The organism is Pseudomonas sp. NFX15 (genome assembly GCF_049132105.1).
Classification (GTDB): domain Bacteria; phylum Pseudomonadota; class Gammaproteobacteria; order Pseudomonadales; family Pseudomonadaceae; genus Aquipseudomonas.
The window spans coordinates 45,010-60,708 of sequence record NZ_JAFMPV010000016.1 but is presented as its reverse complement, the minus strand read 5'-3'; the positions used below and the strand labels follow the sequence as shown (position 1 = coordinate 60,708).

The 15,699-nt window shown below is 59.6% G+C and carries 11 protein-coding genes and 1 tRNA gene; 3 read left to right on the top strand and 9 right to left on the bottom strand.

The genetic code is table 11. From position 1 onward, the window contains the following. Positions 1 to 66 precede the first annotated feature (66 nt). From J1D76_RS17690 to rpsU, 5 genes are all read right to left on the bottom strand, one after another. Positions 67 to 143, bottom strand: a tRNA-Ile gene (locus tag J1D76_RS17690). A 15-nt stretch (positions 144 to 158) separates the two neighbouring features. Next, the gene (locus tag J1D76_RS17685; RefSeq protein WP_421139541.1) at positions 159 to 3,905 is read right to left on the bottom strand and encodes a bifunctional diguanylate cyclase/phosphodiesterase; all 3,747 of its coding nucleotides are present in this window, start codon (positions 3,903 to 3,905) and stop codon (positions 159 to 161) included. 125 nt (positions 3,906 to 4,030) lie between these two features. Further along, a complete protein-coding gene (rpoD, locus tag J1D76_RS17680) occupies positions 4,031 to 5,878 on the bottom strand; it encodes an RNA polymerase sigma factor RpoD (protein WP_421139539.1) in 1,848 nt (615 codons plus the stop codon). A gap of 67 nt (positions 5,879 to 5,945) precedes the next feature. Beyond that, entirely contained in the window at positions 5,946 to 7,913 is a 1,968-nt protein-coding gene (gene dnaG / locus J1D76_RS17675; RefSeq protein WP_421139538.1) for a DNA primase, read from the bottom strand. A gap of 480 nt (positions 7,914 to 8,393) precedes the next feature. Continuing rightward, positions 8,394 to 8,609: a 30S ribosomal protein S21 gene (gene rpsU / locus J1D76_RS17670; protein ID WP_002551877.1), complete on the bottom strand. Its 216-nt coding sequence runs from the start codon at positions 8,607 to 8,609 to the stop codon at positions 8,394 to 8,396. Positions 8,610 to 8,808: 199 nt separating this feature from the next. On the opposite strand from rpsU, the gene tsaD reads away from it, so the two are divergent. Then, positions 8,809 to 9,834: a tRNA (adenosine(37)-N6)-threonylcarbamoyltransferase complex transferase subunit TsaD gene (tsaD, locus tag J1D76_RS17665; protein ID WP_421139536.1), complete on the top strand. Its 1,026-nt coding sequence runs from the start codon at positions 8,809 to 8,811 to the stop codon at positions 9,832 to 9,834. 23 nt (positions 9,835 to 9,857) lie between these two features. Here the strand turns inward: tsaD and plsY are convergent, their stop codons facing one another. Continuing rightward, positions 9,858 to 10,427, bottom strand: coding sequence for a glycerol-3-phosphate 1-O-acyltransferase PlsY (plsY, locus tag J1D76_RS17660; RefSeq protein WP_421139535.1), 570 nt, complete (start codon positions 10,425 to 10,427; stop codon positions 9,858 to 9,860). A 74-nt stretch (positions 10,428 to 10,501) separates the two neighbouring features. Here plsY and folB point away from each other — a divergent pair, with 74 nt between their 5' ends. Together folB and folK are read left to right on the top strand one after the other, a co-directional pair. Beyond that, positions 10,502 to 10,858, top strand: a complete 357-nt coding sequence (gene folB, locus J1D76_RS17655) for a dihydroneopterin aldolase (protein ID WP_421139534.1) — start codon at positions 10,502 to 10,504, stop codon at positions 10,856 to 10,858. Next, positions 10,849 to 11,367 carry a 2-amino-4-hydroxy-6-hydroxymethyldihydropteridine diphosphokinase gene (folK, locus tag J1D76_RS17650; protein ID WP_421139532.1) on the top strand — a complete coding sequence of 173 codons (519 nt, stop codon included), beginning with the start codon at positions 10,849 to 10,851 and terminating at the stop codon, positions 11,365 to 11,367. Before folB ends, folK begins: the two co-directional genes overlap by 10 nt. Positions 11,368 to 11,449: 82 nt before the next feature. Here folK and J1D76_RS17645 read toward each other — a convergent pair whose 3' ends face one another. The 3 genes from J1D76_RS17645 to J1D76_RS17635 all read right to left on the bottom strand — a co-directional run bounded on the left by J1D76_RS17645 (position 11,450) and on the right by J1D76_RS17635 (position 15,573). Continuing rightward, positions 11,450 to 12,679 carry a multifunctional CCA addition/repair protein gene (locus tag J1D76_RS17645; protein WP_421139531.1) on the bottom strand — a complete coding sequence of 410 codons (1,230 nt, stop codon included), beginning with the start codon at positions 12,677 to 12,679 and terminating at the stop codon, positions 11,450 to 11,452. Between the two features lie 63 nt (positions 12,680 to 12,742). Continuing rightward, a complete protein-coding gene (locus J1D76_RS17640; RefSeq protein WP_421139530.1) occupies positions 12,743 to 14,305 on the bottom strand; it encodes a SpoVR family protein in 1,563 nt (520 codons plus the stop codon). Beyond that, on the bottom strand, positions 14,302 to 15,573 hold the full coding sequence (locus J1D76_RS17635; protein ID WP_007980218.1) for a YeaH/YhbH family protein: 1,272 nt from the start codon (positions 15,571 to 15,573) through the stop codon (positions 14,302 to 14,304). Before J1D76_RS17635 ends, J1D76_RS17640 begins: the two co-directional genes overlap by 4 nt. Between the last annotated feature and the right edge of the window lie 126 nt (positions 15,574 to 15,699).

The following is a 15,699-nucleotide window of genomic DNA, read 5'->3' as shown; positions in this document are numbered from 1 at the left end:
GAATCGCTTGAGCGATTGAGCTGCCCCCTAAAACGACAAAAGCCGCGCAATGCGCGGCTTTGAAGATGGTGGGCCCACACGGACTTGAACCGTGGACCAAAGGATTATGAGTCCTCTGCTCTAACCAACTGAGCTATAGGCCCTCAGTAGGTCGCGGATTATAACGACGGTTTTGCGACTGTGCTATCCGAAAAAGCCTTTACGGTTGTACGAAGAAACGTCGCGGCGAATTCGTCCGGGGGCAGGGGCAGGCTGACGATGTAGCCCTGGATTTGTTCACAGCCTTCATACGCGAGGAATTGCTGCTGCGCCTGGGTCTCGACGCCTTCGGCAATCACGGTGAATTGCATGCTGCGGCCAAGGGCGATGATGGCGCGCACGATCGCGGCGTCGTGGGGGTCGTCGGGCAGGCCGCGGACGAAAGACTGGTCGATCTTGAGGATGTCCAGCGGCAGGCGTTTGAGGTAGCTCAGGGACGAGTAGCCGGTGCCGAAGTCGTCGATGGCCAGCTGCACACCCAGGTGCTTGAGCTGATGCAGCACAGCCAAAGCTTCTTCGGCCTGGCTCATGATGAAGTTTTCGGTGATTTCCAGTTGCAGGAAGCCGGGGTTGAGGCCGTTGTCGTTGAGCAATTGTTCGATACGGCCCAGCAGGTTGGGCTGGCGCAATTGGGCACCGGCCAGGTTGACCGACAGTGGGCCGAGTACTTCGTACAATTTGTGCCATTCGGCCAATTGCCGGCAGGCGGTTTCCAGCACCCAGTCGCCGATTTGCAGGATCATGCCGTTTTCTTCGGCCAACGGAATGAAGTGTTCCCGCGGCACGTCGCCAAAGGTCGGGTGGTGCCAGCGAATCAGGGCTTCGGCGCCGACGAGGCTGTAGTCCTCGAGGCTGATCTTCGGTTGGTAGCACAGGTGCAATTCGTTGCGCTCGATGGCGCGGCGCAGTTCGTGCTCCAGCGCCACGCGCTCGCTGGCCTGGGCCGTGAGGTCGCGGGTGTAGCTTTCGACGCGGTTGCGTCCCTTGGCTTTGGAGCGGTACATCGCGGCATCGGCGTTCTTGATCAGGGTGGCGACGTCGCAACCATCCTTGGGGTAGAGGCTGGTGCCGATGCTGGCGCTGATGAAAAACTCGTGTTCGCCGGCCTGAAACGGCGCGCCGAAACAATTGAGCAGCTTGGTGGCGATGTGGTCGGCATCGCTCGGTTGTTGCAGGCCCGGCAGCAGGATGATGAATTCATCCCCGCCAAGTCGTGCCACGGTGTCGATGTCCCGCAGTTGCTCCTTGAGGCGCACGGCGATGCCCTTTAACAACAAGTCGCCGACCGGGTGACCGAGGCTGTCATTGATGTGTTTGAAACGGTCTAGGTCGAGGAAAAGCACCGCGCCCTGGCCGCCGTTTTCCTGTTGGTTGTTGAGTGCCGTCAGCAAGCGGCTTTCGAACAGTGTGCGGTTAGGCAGTCCTGTCAGCGGGTCGTGGTGCGCCTGGTAGTCGAGTTTGGCCTGGGCATGCTTGAGGCTGGAAATGTCGGCGAACACCGCGACAAAGTGGGTAATGAATTTATCGCGGTTGCGCACGGCACTGATGGTCAGCCAGCTCGGGTATAGCTCGCCATTCTTGCGCCGGTTGGAAATCTCGCCTTGCCAGTGACCCTCGGCCGTCAATTGATGCCACATGGCGGCATAGAACGCGCTGTCATGCAGGCCCGAGGCGAGCAAGCGCGGCGTATGGCCCAGGGCTTCGCTTTCGCTGTAGCCGGTGATTTCGGTGAACGCCCGGTTGACCGCGCTGATGTGCTGTTGTGTATCGGTGATCAATACGCCTTCGGCGGTGCTTTCGAACACGGTAGCGGCCTGTTGCAGTTTTTCCTGCATCAAGTGCCGCTCGGTGATATCGCGGGCGATGGTCAGCATGCAGTCTTCATCGCCAATCGGCAGCGGACGGCTGGACACTTCACAGAGGCGGATCTGCCCGTCGCTGCGGCGAATATGGCAACTGAAGTCGCGGACGAAGCCGTCGCGGTGCAGCAGGTCGAGCATTTGCTTGCGTTCGTTGAGGTTGACCCAAATGCCGAGGTCCAGCGCCGAGCGATCCACCGACATCGCGCTGTTGAACCCGGTGATGCGGCTGAAACCCTCATTGACTTCCAGCAGCAAGCCATCACTCTGCCGCGACAACAGCAAGCCGTCAGGGGAGGCGTGGAAGGCCTTGGCGAACTTCTCTTCGGAGGTTTGCAGTTGTTGCTGGGTTTCCTTGAGCTGGGTGATGTCGCGCACCACGACCACCAGCGCCGGCGTCATGTCGAGGTCGAACGGTTCGGCCGAGATCAGGCCGGTAAACACCTGGCCGTTGCTGCGGCGGAAGGGCATTTCCAGGTTGCGGATACTGCCGGCCTGCAGGCGCTGCAACAGGCCCGGACCAACCCCGGGGATGCCCCAGATGTTCAAGTCGGTGGCGGTCAGGCCAATGACGTCCTCCGCCTTGAGGCCGATCTGTTCTTCGAACGCTTCGTTGACTTCCAGCAGGCAACCGTCGCTCAGGCGTGCGATCACCAGGATGTCCGGGCATTGCTGGAACACCGAGGCAAACTTCTGTTCCGACAGGCGCAGCGCTTCTTCAGTGCGCTTGGCATCGGTGATGTCGATCATCAGGCCGCGCATGACCGGTTCATGCCCGTGTTCGATCAGGCTGACGATGTCGCGTACCCACAGGCAGCGGCCGTCGGCGGTGATCACCCGGTAATCGAGGCGATGATCGCGCCCGGCCAGCACTTCATGGTCACAGAAGGTCTGGGCGCGGGTCAGGTCGGCGGGGTGAATGATGTTGCGCCAGAAGCCCGGGATCAGCCAATGAGACAGGGGATAGCCGAGAAGGTCTTCGGCGTGGGGCGACACATAGCTGTAGGTGAAGTCGGTGACTTTGGCTTCCCAGGCGATGGCCGACAGGCTCTCCACCAGGCCCCGGTAGTGGTATTCGCTGCTGCGCAGTTCCTGTTCGAGGTCGACCCGGCGGGTGATTTCCGAGCTCAGGCGGCGGTTGATGCGGATAACCACCGCCAGCACGATGGTCAACAACAGCAGTCCGGGCAAACCGTACACCAACAAATCGTTCCAGAAGGTCCGGTGGTCGAGGACGTTGCCGACCCAATGTTCTTGAATGGCGCTGATCTCTGCGGGGCTCATGTCTGCCAGGACCTTGTCCAGAATGCCGACGAGCATTTGGTTATCGCGAGGCACGCCCATGGCCAGTTGATAGCGATATGGGGTCTCACCGCTGACATACAGCCCTTCGAGCTTGAGTTGGCGCAGGCTCCAGACACTGGACGCCAGATCTCCTACCACCGCGTCAACGGCGTCGGTGGCCAGTGCCTGTAATGCCGAACTGACGTTGGGCATCGCTACCAGGTTCAGGTCGGGATTGTGGGTGCGCAGCAGTTCGTGGGGGGCATAATTTTCCACCACGGCGATTTTCAGGCCGTACAGGTCTTTCAGGTTGTGCGGCTGGGCGCCGCCGACGTGGGCCAGGATGACAATCGGAAAGTCCAGGTAGGGGCGGGTGAACGACAGGTAGTTCTGGCGTTCCGGTGTCGACATGATGCCCGGCAGCAGGTCCAGTTTGCCTTGTTTGGCTTGATCCAGGACGGCGGTCCAGCTTGCCGGCTCAATGGGCGTGAGCCGGGTGGCCAGCCGTTGGCGGATGACTTCGATGTAATCGGCGGCAAGACCCTGGTAGCGGCCCTCGTCGTCACGAAACTCGAAGGGCGGCCAGGACGCATCGACACCCAGGCGCAAGTCGGGGTGAGCCGCCAGCCAGCTGCGTTCATCGTCAGTGAGAGTCAGCGCGCCAGCCGTTGCGGTCCAGGTCATCAGCGACAGCAAAAAAAGCACGGTCGGCAGTCTGGGCATAACGGTCTCGTTATGGCTCGGGGGAATGTTTCGAGTGTAGACGGGCTACAGGGGGGAGGGGGAAGTGCGCAGATATTAATCTGCCATAAAAACAAAACCCCCGGCCTGGGCCGGGGGTTCTGGTATCACTCGTCGAGGAAGGAGCGCAGATGCTCGCTTCTCGTCGGGTGGCGCAGCTTGCGCAGCGCCTTGGCTTCGATCTGACGAATCCGCTCACGGGTCACGTCGAACTGCTTACCAACCTCTTCCAGGGTATGGTCGGTATTCATGTCGATACCGAAGCGCATGCGCAGTACCTTGGCTTCACGGGCAGTGAGGCCGGACAGCACTTCGCGAGTCGCTTCTTTAAGGCTCTCAACGGTGGCAACATCGATTGGCGACTGCATGGTCGAGTCTTCGATGAAGTCACCCAGATGGGAGTCTTCGTCATCACCGATCGGGGTTTCCATGGAGATCGGCTCTTTCGCGATCTTCAATACCTTGCGGATCTTGTCCTCAGGCATTTCCATGCGTTCGCCCAGCTCTTCCGGAGTCGGTTCGCGACCCATTTCCTGCAACATCTGCCGGGAAATGCGGTTGAGCTTGTTGATCGTCTCGATCATGTGCACCGGAATACGGATGGTGCGGGCCTGGTCGGCGATCGAGCGAGTGATCGCCTGACGGATCCACCAGGTGGCATAAGTCGAGAACTTGTAGCCGCGACGGTATTCGAACTTGTCTACCGCTTTCATCAAGCCGATGTTGCCTTCCTGGATCAGGTCGAGGAATTGCAGGCCACGGTTGGTGTACTTCTTGGCGATCGAAATCACCAGACGCAAGTTGGCTTCAACCATCTCTTTCTTCGCGCGGCGGGCCTTGGCCTCACCGATCGACATGCGACGGTTGATGTCCTTGATCTCGGCGATGGTCAGGCCGGTCTCGGTTTCCAGCGCAGTCAACTTCTGCTGGCAACGGATGATGTCCGGCTGCAGACGACCAATGGCTTCGGCGTATTTGCCTTTGCCTTTTGCCAGGGCATCGCTCCAGCTTTCGTCAACTTCGTTGCCCGGGAACTGGCGCAGGAAGTCGGCACGCGGCATGCGTGCATCACGAACGCAGAGCTGCATGATGGCGCGCTCTTGCTGACGCAGGCGGTCCAGGGCACTGCGAACGCGCTCGACCAGGCCTTCGAATTGCTTGGGCACCAGTTTGATCGGCATGAACAGCTCGGCCAGGGCCAACAGCTCGGCAATCGCTGCCTTGTTGTTGCGACCGTGCTTTTTCAGCGCCTTGCGGGTGATTTCCATCTGATCGGCGACAGCACCAAAACGCTGGGCTGCGATGACCGGATCCGGACCGCTTTCGGCTTCTTCCTCGTCATCCGAGGCTTCGCCGTCTTCGTCGTCGTCAGCGTCATCCGCTTTCGCGGCTTTGGCGTCGACCGGCGGCGGCACTTCTGCCGCTGGCGGCGCGATGCCGTCGTCCGGGTCGATATAACCGCTCAGGACGTCGGACAGGCGACCACCTTCGGTGGTGACGCGGGTGTACTCGGAGAGAATATGATCTACCGTGCCAGGGAAGTGCGCGATCGCGCTCATCACCTCACGGATGCCCTCTTCAATACGCTTGGCGATTTCGATTTCGCCTTCACGCGTGAGGAGCTCGACCGTACCCATTTCGCGCATGTACATGCGCACCGGGTCGGTAGTGCGACCAATGTCGGTCTCGACCGCTGCCAACGCAGCTGCCGCCTCTTCGGCCGCGGCTTCGTCGGTATCGGCGTCGGCCAGCATAAGGGAATCCTTATCTGGCGCAACCTCGAATACGTTGATCCCCATGTCGTTAATCATGCGGATGATGTCTTCCACCTGTTCCGGATCTGAAATATCCTCCGGCAGGTGGTCGTTGACCTCCGCGTAAGTCAGGTAACCCTGCTCACGACCCAGTGTGATCAACTCTTTGATACGAGACTGCTGTTGCGCTTTTCCGGACATAACACCCTATCCACTGAAGGTCTTGGCGGGCAAAAAACAAGCCGAGGATTATACCTGAGCTATGACCTCACGCGCCAGTTGAGGTCGGGTTTGATGCGGAAACATTGCGACTCAAGAGGTCGCGCAGTTGGTTTTTCTCTTCGATCGTCAATTCGCTTTGACGCGCTTTTCGAAGAAGTTGTTCCAGGTTTCGCTCGCGTTGGCGGGCTGACAAGCTAGTAATGGTGTCGAAAAACTGTTGTTCAAGGTTATCTCCATCAATCAGCCATTCCTTTTCCGCCAGGGCCTTGAGCAAGCGACCCTGTTCCGTGCCGTGCCAGCGCGCTATCAACTGAATTGAGTTTAGCTTGGGATTCTTCTGCACGGCTTCGAGCAACGCCACCAGCAATTGCGTGTTGGTGTGATCCTCGGCGGCGAAGTGCCCGGCGTCCTCGACTTTCTCGGCCAATTGCGGGTGGTGCAGCAATGTGCGCAGCGCGGCGAGGGTTGGCGGTTCTACGGCGGCGGGTACCCGTGGCGCGCGAGGTTGATCGCGGTCACCGCCCCGTTTGCCATTCTTGTCCCAGGGTTTCTTGTCCCATTTCTTGCCTCCTGCACCGGGTTTCTTCGGTGTCCATTCCTGCTGCGGCGCATACATGTCCTGCGCCTGCGGCTGATGATAGTCGCTGTAATCGGGCATTGCGTCGTAATCGATGCCAGGATCGTAGGCCGGTGGCGCTTCTTGCGGGGCGCTTTGAGCCAGCTGGCTGACCGCTTCACCACTGAGTCCGGTAATTTCGCTCAATCGTTGACGCATCAGAATGCGCAGGTTCGCGCCCGGGACTTTGTCGATCAGCGGTGCGGCGAGGGTGGCCATGTGCGCCTTGCCCTCCAGCGAGCGCGGATCGGCTTCTTCCGTCAGTTGCTGGAAGAAGTAGTCGGCCAGAGGCTGCGCATGCTGGTTGATGCGCGCGCGGAAGGCGTCGGTGCCTTCAGAGCGGACCAGGGTGTCCGGGTCTTCGCCTTCGGGCAGGAACAGAAAGCGTGCGCGCCGACCGTCCTGCAGGCTCGAAAGCGTTGCTTCCAGCGCCCGCCATGCGGCGTTGCGGCCGGCCTGGTCGCCGTCGAAGCAGAATAAGACGTTGGGCACGACGCGAAACAGGCGCTTGAGGTGTTCTTCGCTGGTCGCGGTGCCCAGGGTTGCGACGGCATTGCGCAGGCCTTGCTGGGCGAGGGCAATGACGTCCATGTAGCCCTCGACGACGATGATTTCGTCGAGGTTGCGATTGTTTTTGCGTGCTTCATAGAGGCCGTAAAGCTCCTGGCCTTTATGGAATACCGGGGTTTCAGGTGAGTTCAGGTACTTGGGCTTGTCGTCGCCCAGCACTCGGCCACCAAACGCGATGATGCGCCCGCGACTGTCGCGGATTGGAAACATCACGCGGTCACGGAAGCGGTCGTAGCGTTTACCGGTTTCGGCGTTCTCGATCAGCAGGCCGGCATCGATCATGGCCTTTTGCTGAAGGGTGTCGCTGCTCAAGTGCTTGAACAGGTTGTCCCAGCCGGGTGGGGCGAAGCCCAGGCCGAAGTCCCGGGCGATCTCACCGGTCAGCCCGCGACCTTTCAGGTAATCCACCGCGGCTTTGCGCGACGGATGGCTTTTCAGCGCCTGGCGATAAAAGTCGGCAGCGGCGCTGAGTAGCGGATACAGCGGCGAATCGGTCGGTTGCCGTGGCTTGTGCGGCCGGCCGCTTTCTTCGCGGGGGATTTCCATGCCAGCGGCTTTGGCCAGTTCTTCGACGGCCTGAACGAAATCCAGGTTGTCGTGGTCCATGATGAAGCCGAGGGCGTTGCCGCCAGCGCCGCAGCCGAAGCAGTAATAGAACTGTTTGTCGGGGCTGACGCTGAACGACGGAGTCTTTTCCTTGTGGAACGGGCAGCAGGCAGTGTGGTTCTTGCCGGCCTTTTTCAGTTGCAGGCGCGAGCTGACCACATCGACGATGTCGGTGCGGTTCAGAAGGTCGTCAATGAAGCTCTGGGGAATTAGCCCGGCCATGGCGTTCTCGTCATCTGCGCTCAAAGGAGCCCGAAACCTGCGGCGACCAAACGGCGGTCATTGTTTGAGGCGCGCAAAATGTGCGGCTCGACCAATGTCGTCTGCGTAATCGCTGTCGGGAAGTGTATCTGCCGAAAATCCACTGACGTTAATGCAATCAGTATTCGACTGTTTGAAAGTGTTGCGCTGAATCCGCTGCGGCCCAACAGGCCTCGGATAGCTCATCATCTGGCACGCAAGCAGGTGCCTTGGGCTGATCGTCGTGAGAGGAATCAGTGGGTGTGCTCGTCAGTAGCCTTGAAAGGCTCGTCAGAAAAGACGTGCACCGCTGGCAAAAGAGCCAGGTCTGACGCGGTGAAGCAGATTTGTCTCGGTCGCGTCTGCGGCGTCGACAGTGAAGCATCAAGCGTTTTACGCAAATGCCATAAGCCCGGCTGAGGGCCGGGCTTGGCAAAGAAGCTTGCTACGATCGTCTGTGTATTAGTACAGACGAACGGCGCGGCGCTGTTCGCGCTGAACTTTCTTGGCGTGACGCTTGACAGCAGCTGCTGCCTTGCGCTTACGCTCAGAAGTTGGCTTCTCGTAAAATTCGCGGCTACGAACTTCAGCCAGTACACCGGCTTTTTCGCAGGAGCGCTTGAAACGACGCAGAGCTACGTCGAAGGGTTCGTTCTCTTTTACTTTGACGGCTGGCATCCAGAGCTACCTTCATTCATTACCGGGGTCAACATCCTCGCGGCAAAAGAGCACTTGAAGACGTCGGTTTTTAAGGGTTGCGGATGTTAACCCCTCATCGCTCGGAATGCAAAGCCTCTGATCGAAAACCGCTGGTCGGGGCATCACGCGGCGACTATTATGCGCGCCTTCGAATTCAGCCTAAACAAGGCGCAAACCCATGCTAGTACTGGGATTAGAAACCTCCTGCGACGAAACCGGTGTCGCATTATATGACAGTGAACGCGGCCTGCTGGCCGACGCGCTGTTCAGCCAGATCGACCTGCATCGCGCCTATGGTGGCGTGGTGCCGGAGCTGGCCTCGCGCGATCACGTCAAGCGCATGCTGCCCTTGATTCGTCAGGTGTTGGCCGAGGCTGACTGCGTGCCGACCGAGATCGACGCGATCGCCTACACCGCGGGTCCTGGCCTGGTCGGTGCCTTGCTGGTGGGTGCTTCCTGCGCCCAGGCGCTGGCGTTTGCCTGGGGCATTCCGGCCCTGGGCGTGCACCACATGGAAGGCCATTTGCTGGCGCCCATGCTGGAAGCCCAGCCGCCGGAATTCCCGTTCGTCGCTTTGTTGGTGTCGGGTGGTCATACGCAGCTGGTTCAGGTCGATGGCATCGGTCAGTACACGCTCTTGGGCGAGACCCTGGATGACGCTGCGGGCGAAGCCTTCGACAAGACCGCGAAGATGATGGGCCTCCAATATCCGGGCGGGCCGGAAATCGCCAGGTTGGCGGAGCAGGGCGTTGCCGGACGTTTTACCTTCCCGCGTCCGATGTGCGATCGCCCGGGCCTGGATTTCAGCTTTAGTGGCCTGAAAACCTTCGCCCTGAACACCTGGCAGCAATGCGTCAGCGCCGGGGACGACAGTCAGCAAGCCCGTTGCGACATCGCGCTGGCGTTCCAGCAGGCCGTGGTGGAGACTTTGACCATCAAGTGCAAGCGCGCCCTCAAAGCCGCTGGCATGAAGCGTCTGGTGATCGCTGGTGGCGTGAGTGCCAACAAGGCGTTGCGCACGTCTCTGGAAAAAATGCTCGGCGACATGAAGGGCGATGTGTTTTACGCCCGTGCGCAGTTCTGCACCGATAACGGCGCGATGATTGCGTTTGCTGGTTGCCAGCGCTTGCAGGCCGGCCAGCAGGAAAGCCTGGCGATCACGGTTCAGGCACGCTGGCCGATGGAGCAGTTGTCGGCGTTGTGATGAGCGGTGCTCATGGGCGGCATTTAAAAATGCCGTTCGCGCCCGGCAAACAGGTCGCGTAGATTGCCGCGGTGGCGCCAGACGATCAGCCCGGTGAGCGTGCTCATGGGCAGCAGCGCAGCCGGCTCTTGCCAGGCCAGCAGCGGCAGGGTCAGCGGCGTGGCGATCAGCGCGGCGAGTGAACTGGTGCGGGTCAGGTAGAACGTCAGCAGCCAGGCGCAAACCGCCAGCAGGGCCGCGGGCGGGTAAAGTCCCAGCAGCATGCCGCCCGCAGTGGCGACGCCTTTGCCGCCGCGAAAGCGAAAGTACAGCGGAAACAGGTGGCCGATGACGGCATAGACGCCGATCCAGGCCTGCTCTTGCTGAGAAAGACCGGCAAGGCGTGCAATCAGTACCGGCAGCAGGCCTTTGCAAAGATCGCCGAGCAAGGTCAGGATCGCGAGTTTTTTACCGGCCAGGCGCAACATGTTGGTAGCACCGGCATTGCCCGAGCCCCCCATTCGCGGATCGGGGTTACCGGTCAGGCGGCTGAGCAAAATGGCAAAGGACAGAGAGCCGAGCAGGTAGGCGAGAATCGCCAGTAACCAAAACATGCTAACTATTCCGGGCGAGGACGCCCTGATTCTAACGGCGCATTGCGCCCTTGTCGTGCAGCGGAGAGAAGTGCTTGGACAGAGTGTTTATCGAGGGCCTGGAAGTCGACACGGTGATTGGTGCCTACGACTGGGAGCGAGGCATCCGACAGTGCCTGCGTCTTGATCTGAGCTTCGCCTGGGACAATCGCCCGGCCGCAGCCGGCGACGACCTGACCCTGGCGCTCGACTACGCCAGTGTTTCCACGCGCATCCAGGCGTTTGCCGAGCAATCCCAGTATCAACTGGTCGAAACCTTTGCCGAGCGCCTGGTTGAAGTGCTGATGAGCGAATTCAAGATCACCTGGATGCGCTTGAAGCTGACCAAGCCCGGCGCCGTCCCGGCGGCCACCGGTGGTGTAGGCGTGGAGATCGAGCGCGGATGTCGCTGACCCAGGTCTATCTCGGGCTCGGTAGCAATATCGAGCGCGAAACCCATTTGCGCGCAGGGCTCGATGCACTGTCGGCGTTCTTGGTGGATATCCGCTGTTCGGCGGTGTTCGAGAGCCAGCCGGTGGGCATCAAGAGCGGGCCGTTCTTCAATTTTGTCGTGTCCGCCCACACCGATTTGCCATTGATTGAGCTGGATCGCCGGTTGAAGTTTATCGAAGCGGATAACGGACGTTACGCACCGGATCGCCGAGGATTACCGCTGGATATCGACGTGCTGTTGTTCGGTGACCTGGTGGGCAATTTCGATGGGTTGATCTTGCCGCGAGCGGAAATTCTGAAAAACGCCTTCGTTCTGTGGCCGTTATCGTTGATAGCGCCGGAGCGCGTTCACCCGGGTGTAGGTAAAAGCTTTGCCGCGTTGTGGGCTGAATCGCAGATCGATCAGGTGCTGGCGCCGGTGGCGTTTGAGTGGCGCGGGGAGCCGCTGACGTCTTCAGATTTGTTGTGACCTTTCTGACGTCTTCGCGGGCAAGCCCGCTCCCACAGGGATAGCACTGAACCTGAGGAAGCGGGCTTGCCCGCGAAGCTTTTCAGGCAGACGCCGCGTCCTTGTAAACTTTCAAAGCCTTCAACCGCTCACGCTTGATCGCCTCTCCCAACGCAGGCCCTTTGAAGCCTTTTTCCAGCAGCGGCTGCACCGCTACGCTGCGAGCAGCCGTTGCCGCGCCGCGCAAATAATCCGCCTGTGGATAACTTCTATTTTCCAGTCCTTTGCGCCCTCTCGCGTCCATCTCACACGCCGTGATGAACTCTTCGAACCGCTGTGGCCGACGGTAAACGTCGAAGCTTTGCAGTAATTCAAGGAGCGTCGATGGCTTCAACTCCAGAGCGCGATGCCCGTGGGTGTGATACTCGCCCACCAGCAAGGCCAACTCCTGGCAGTCCCTCGGCGCCTTGAACCGTTCGTTGACCGCTTTAATCAGCTTCAGGCCCTTGAACTCGTGAGCAACGTGACGCGGCCATTCTTCATTGGGCGTCAGCCCTTTACCCAAGTCGTGTAGTAGGCAGGCCCAGCGCACGGTCAGTGGTTGCTTGTGTAGCGCGGATTGTTGCAACACGCTCAGGGTGTGGGCGCCTGTGTCGATTTCCGGGTGATGGGCGGGTGGTTGCGGTACGCCAAACAGTGCGTCGACCTCGGGCATCAGTACCTTGAGTGCCCCGCAGGCACGCAAAACCTCGATAAACACCTGTGGCTGGTCTTCCATCAGGGCGCGGGAAATTTCCTTCCAGCTACGCTCTGGAGTCAGTGCCTCAAGCTCGCCTGACTCGCTGAGTTGACGCATCAGCGCGAGGGTTTCCGGAGCGACACTAAATCCTAGCGTCGCATAACGCGCTGCGAAGCGGGCAACACGTAAGACTCGAAGCGGATCTTCGGCAAAAGCCGGGGAAACATGGCGAAGCAGGCGCGCTTCAAGGTCGCGCTGGCCTTGATACGGATCGGTCAGGTTCTGCTGATCGTCTTCGGCCATGGCATTGATGGTCAGGTCGCGACGAATCAGGTCTTCTTCGAGGGTGACTTCGGGGCTGGCGTGAAACGTGAAACCGCCGTAACCGCGCCCGCTTTTGCGCTCGGTGCGGGCGAGGGCGTATTCCTCACCGCTTTTTGGGTGAAGGAACACCGGAAAGTCCGCGCCCACCGGGCGAAAGCCCTTGGCGAGCATTTCTTCGGTGGTGGCACCGACCACGACCCAGTCGATATCAGTGACCGGTTTGCCCAGCAGGCGATCGCGTACTGCACCACCGACTTTATAGATCCGCATAAAAAACCTCCGTTAGCTCGACAGGATAACCCTTGCATCGAGCCTTCGGAGGCACAAACCGGTTCAAAGATGGATGACGGCCAGGTCCAGGCGGCCGTAATCACCTTCGCTGTGCTCGCTTCGGGGCGGCACATGGTGGGTTTTCATCACGGTTTCACCTTGCAGGGTCTCCAGGTGAATGTCGAAGCCCCAGAGACGGTGCAGGTGCTTGAGCACTTCTTCGGTCGACTCTCCCAGTGGTTTGCGGTCGTGTTGCTGATGACGCAGGGTCAATGAGCGGTCGCCGCGACGGTCGATGCTGTAGATCTGCACGTTGGGTTCGCGATTGCCCAGGTTGTATTGCGCCGCGAGGGTTTCACGGATGATGCGGTAGCCCCCTTCGTCGTGAATGGCGGGCACCAGCAGGTCGTCCTTCTGGTCATCATCGAGGATGCTGAACAGCTTCAGGTCGCGGATCACCTTGGGCGACAGGTACTGCAGGATGAAGCTCTCATCCTTGAAGCTGCTCATGGCGAACTTGATGGCGGCCAGCCAGTCGGTGCCGGCAATGTCAGGGAACCAGCGGTAATCTTCTTCCGTAGGGTCTTCACACATGCGCCGGATGTCGCGGTACATGGCAAAGCCCAGGGCATATGGGTTGATACCGCTGTAGTAAGGGCTGTCGAAGCCTGGCTGGAACACCACGCTGGTGTGGGATGTCAGGAACTCCATCATGAAACCGTCCGTCACCAGGCCCTCGTCGTACAGGTCGTTCATCAAGGTGTAGTGCCAGAACGTGGCCCACCCCTCGTTCATCACCTGGGTCTGACGTTGTGGATAGAAATACTGGGCAATCTTGCGCACGATCCGCACGATTTCCCGCTGCCAGGGCTCCAGCAAAGGTGCATGTTTTTCAATGAAATACAGGATGTTTTCCTGAGGTTCGGCGGGGAAGCGTGCGTTGTCCTTGTCGCTGAACTTGTCCGCGCCTTTGGGGATGGTGCGCCACAGATCGTTGATCTGTTTCTGCATGTGCTCTTCCCGGTCTTTTTGCCGGCGACGTTCTTCCTCGGCGGAAATCGGGTAGGGGCGCTTGTAGCGGTCGACACCGTAGTTCATCAAAGCATGGCAGGAGTCGAGCAGATCCTCGACCGCATCGATGCCATGGCGCTCTTCGCACTGCATGATGTACTGCTTGGCAAACACCAGGTAATCGATGATCGAGCTGGCGTCGGTCCAGGTACGGAACAGGTAATTGCCCTTGAAAAAGCTGTTATGCCCATAGCAGGCGTGAGCGACCACTAATGCCTGCATGCAGATGGTGTTTTCTTCCATCAGGTAGGCGATGCACGGGTCGGAGTTGATCACGATTTCGTAGGCCAGGCCCATCTGGCCGCGGCTGTAGGACTTTTCAGTGCTCAGGAAGTGTTTGCCGTAGGACCAGTGGTGATAACCCAGCGGCATGCCGACGGAGGCGTAGGCATCCATCATCTGTTCGGCGGTGATGACTTCGATCTGGTTAGGGTAGGTATCGAGCGCGTAACCGGCCGCAATACGGCTGATTTCGCGGTCGTAGGCCTGGATCAGCTCGAATGTCCATTCGGAGCCGGTGGAAATGGGTTGGCGCTTCTGCTCTTTGGCGGTCATGTCACTAACCTGCGCTGGAAGAGTTCACGGAAGACCGGATAGATATCCCCGGCCGAGACCAGTTGTTGCTGGGCAAAAGTGTCAGAGAAGGCTTCGGCGATGCGCTCGTATTCGAACCATAGGGCCTGGTGTTCGCGCGGGGTGATCTCAACGTAAGTGTAGTACTGCACGAACGGCATGATCTGGTTGATCAGGATGTCGCGGCAGATTGGCGAGTCGTCATTCCAGTTATCGCCGTCGGATGCCTGGGCGGCGTAGATGTTCCACTCGTTGCTCGGATAGCGCTCGGCCATGATCTCCTGCATCAGTTTCAAGGCGCTGGAGACGATGGTGCCGCCGGTTTCCCGGGAGTAGAAAAATTCCTCTTCATCCACTTCACGGGCACTGGTGTGATGGCGGATGAACACGACGTCGATCTTGTCGTAATTACGCTTGAGGAACAGGTACAACAGGATGAAGAAACGCTTGGCGATGTCCTTGGTCGCCTGGGTCATCGAGCCGGACACGTCCATCAGGCAGAACATCACGGCCTTGGAGCTGGGGTTGGGTTGCTTGATCAGCAGGTTGTATTTGAGGTCGAACGTGTCGAGAAATGGCACCCGGTGGATGCGCGCGCTGAGTTTTTCGATTTCGGCCTCGATCTCCTGGATATCGCCGAAGTTGTCCGGTTCCTCCTGCTTGAGTCGCAGCAGTTCCTCCTTGGCCTCGCGCAGTTTTGCCCGGCTGCTGCCGGACAGGGCGATCCGCCGGGCGTGGGCTGAACGCAGGGTGCGGATGATGTTGATCCGCGACGGGTTGCCTTCGTTGCTGATCCCGGCGCGCACGGTCTTGAAGGTGTCGGTGCCGGTCAGGTTGCGCTTGACCAGGTTCGGCAACTCGAGGTCCTCGAACATGAATTCGAGGAATTCTTCCTGGGTGATCTGGAAGACGAATTCGTCCATCCCTTCGCCGGAATTGCCGGCCTTGCCAGGGCCTCGGCCGCCGCCACCTCCCGGCGGGCGGGCGATGTGTTCGCCGCTGGTGAATTCCTTGTTGCCCGGGTGCACGACGGTTTGCTTGCCACCGCGGCCGTGATGAAGCACCGGCTCATCGATGTCGCGGCCGGGAATGCTGATTTGTTCGCCGTGCTCCATGTCGGTAATAGAGCGCCGGCTGACCGCCTCTTCGACAGCCTTCTTGATGTGATCACGGTAACGCCGCAGGAATCGCTGGCGGTTCACCGTGCTTTTGTTCTTGCCATTGAGACGTCGGTCGATCACATAGCTCATGACTGCTCCTTAGAAGCTGTCCTGAAAGGGGCGAGCGGTGATGCAGCATCGAACCGAGAGCGAGGGGTATTGAACGCTCCCCCAAGCGCTTTGGATGCTGCCTGAACTCGCTACCGACTTTCGAAC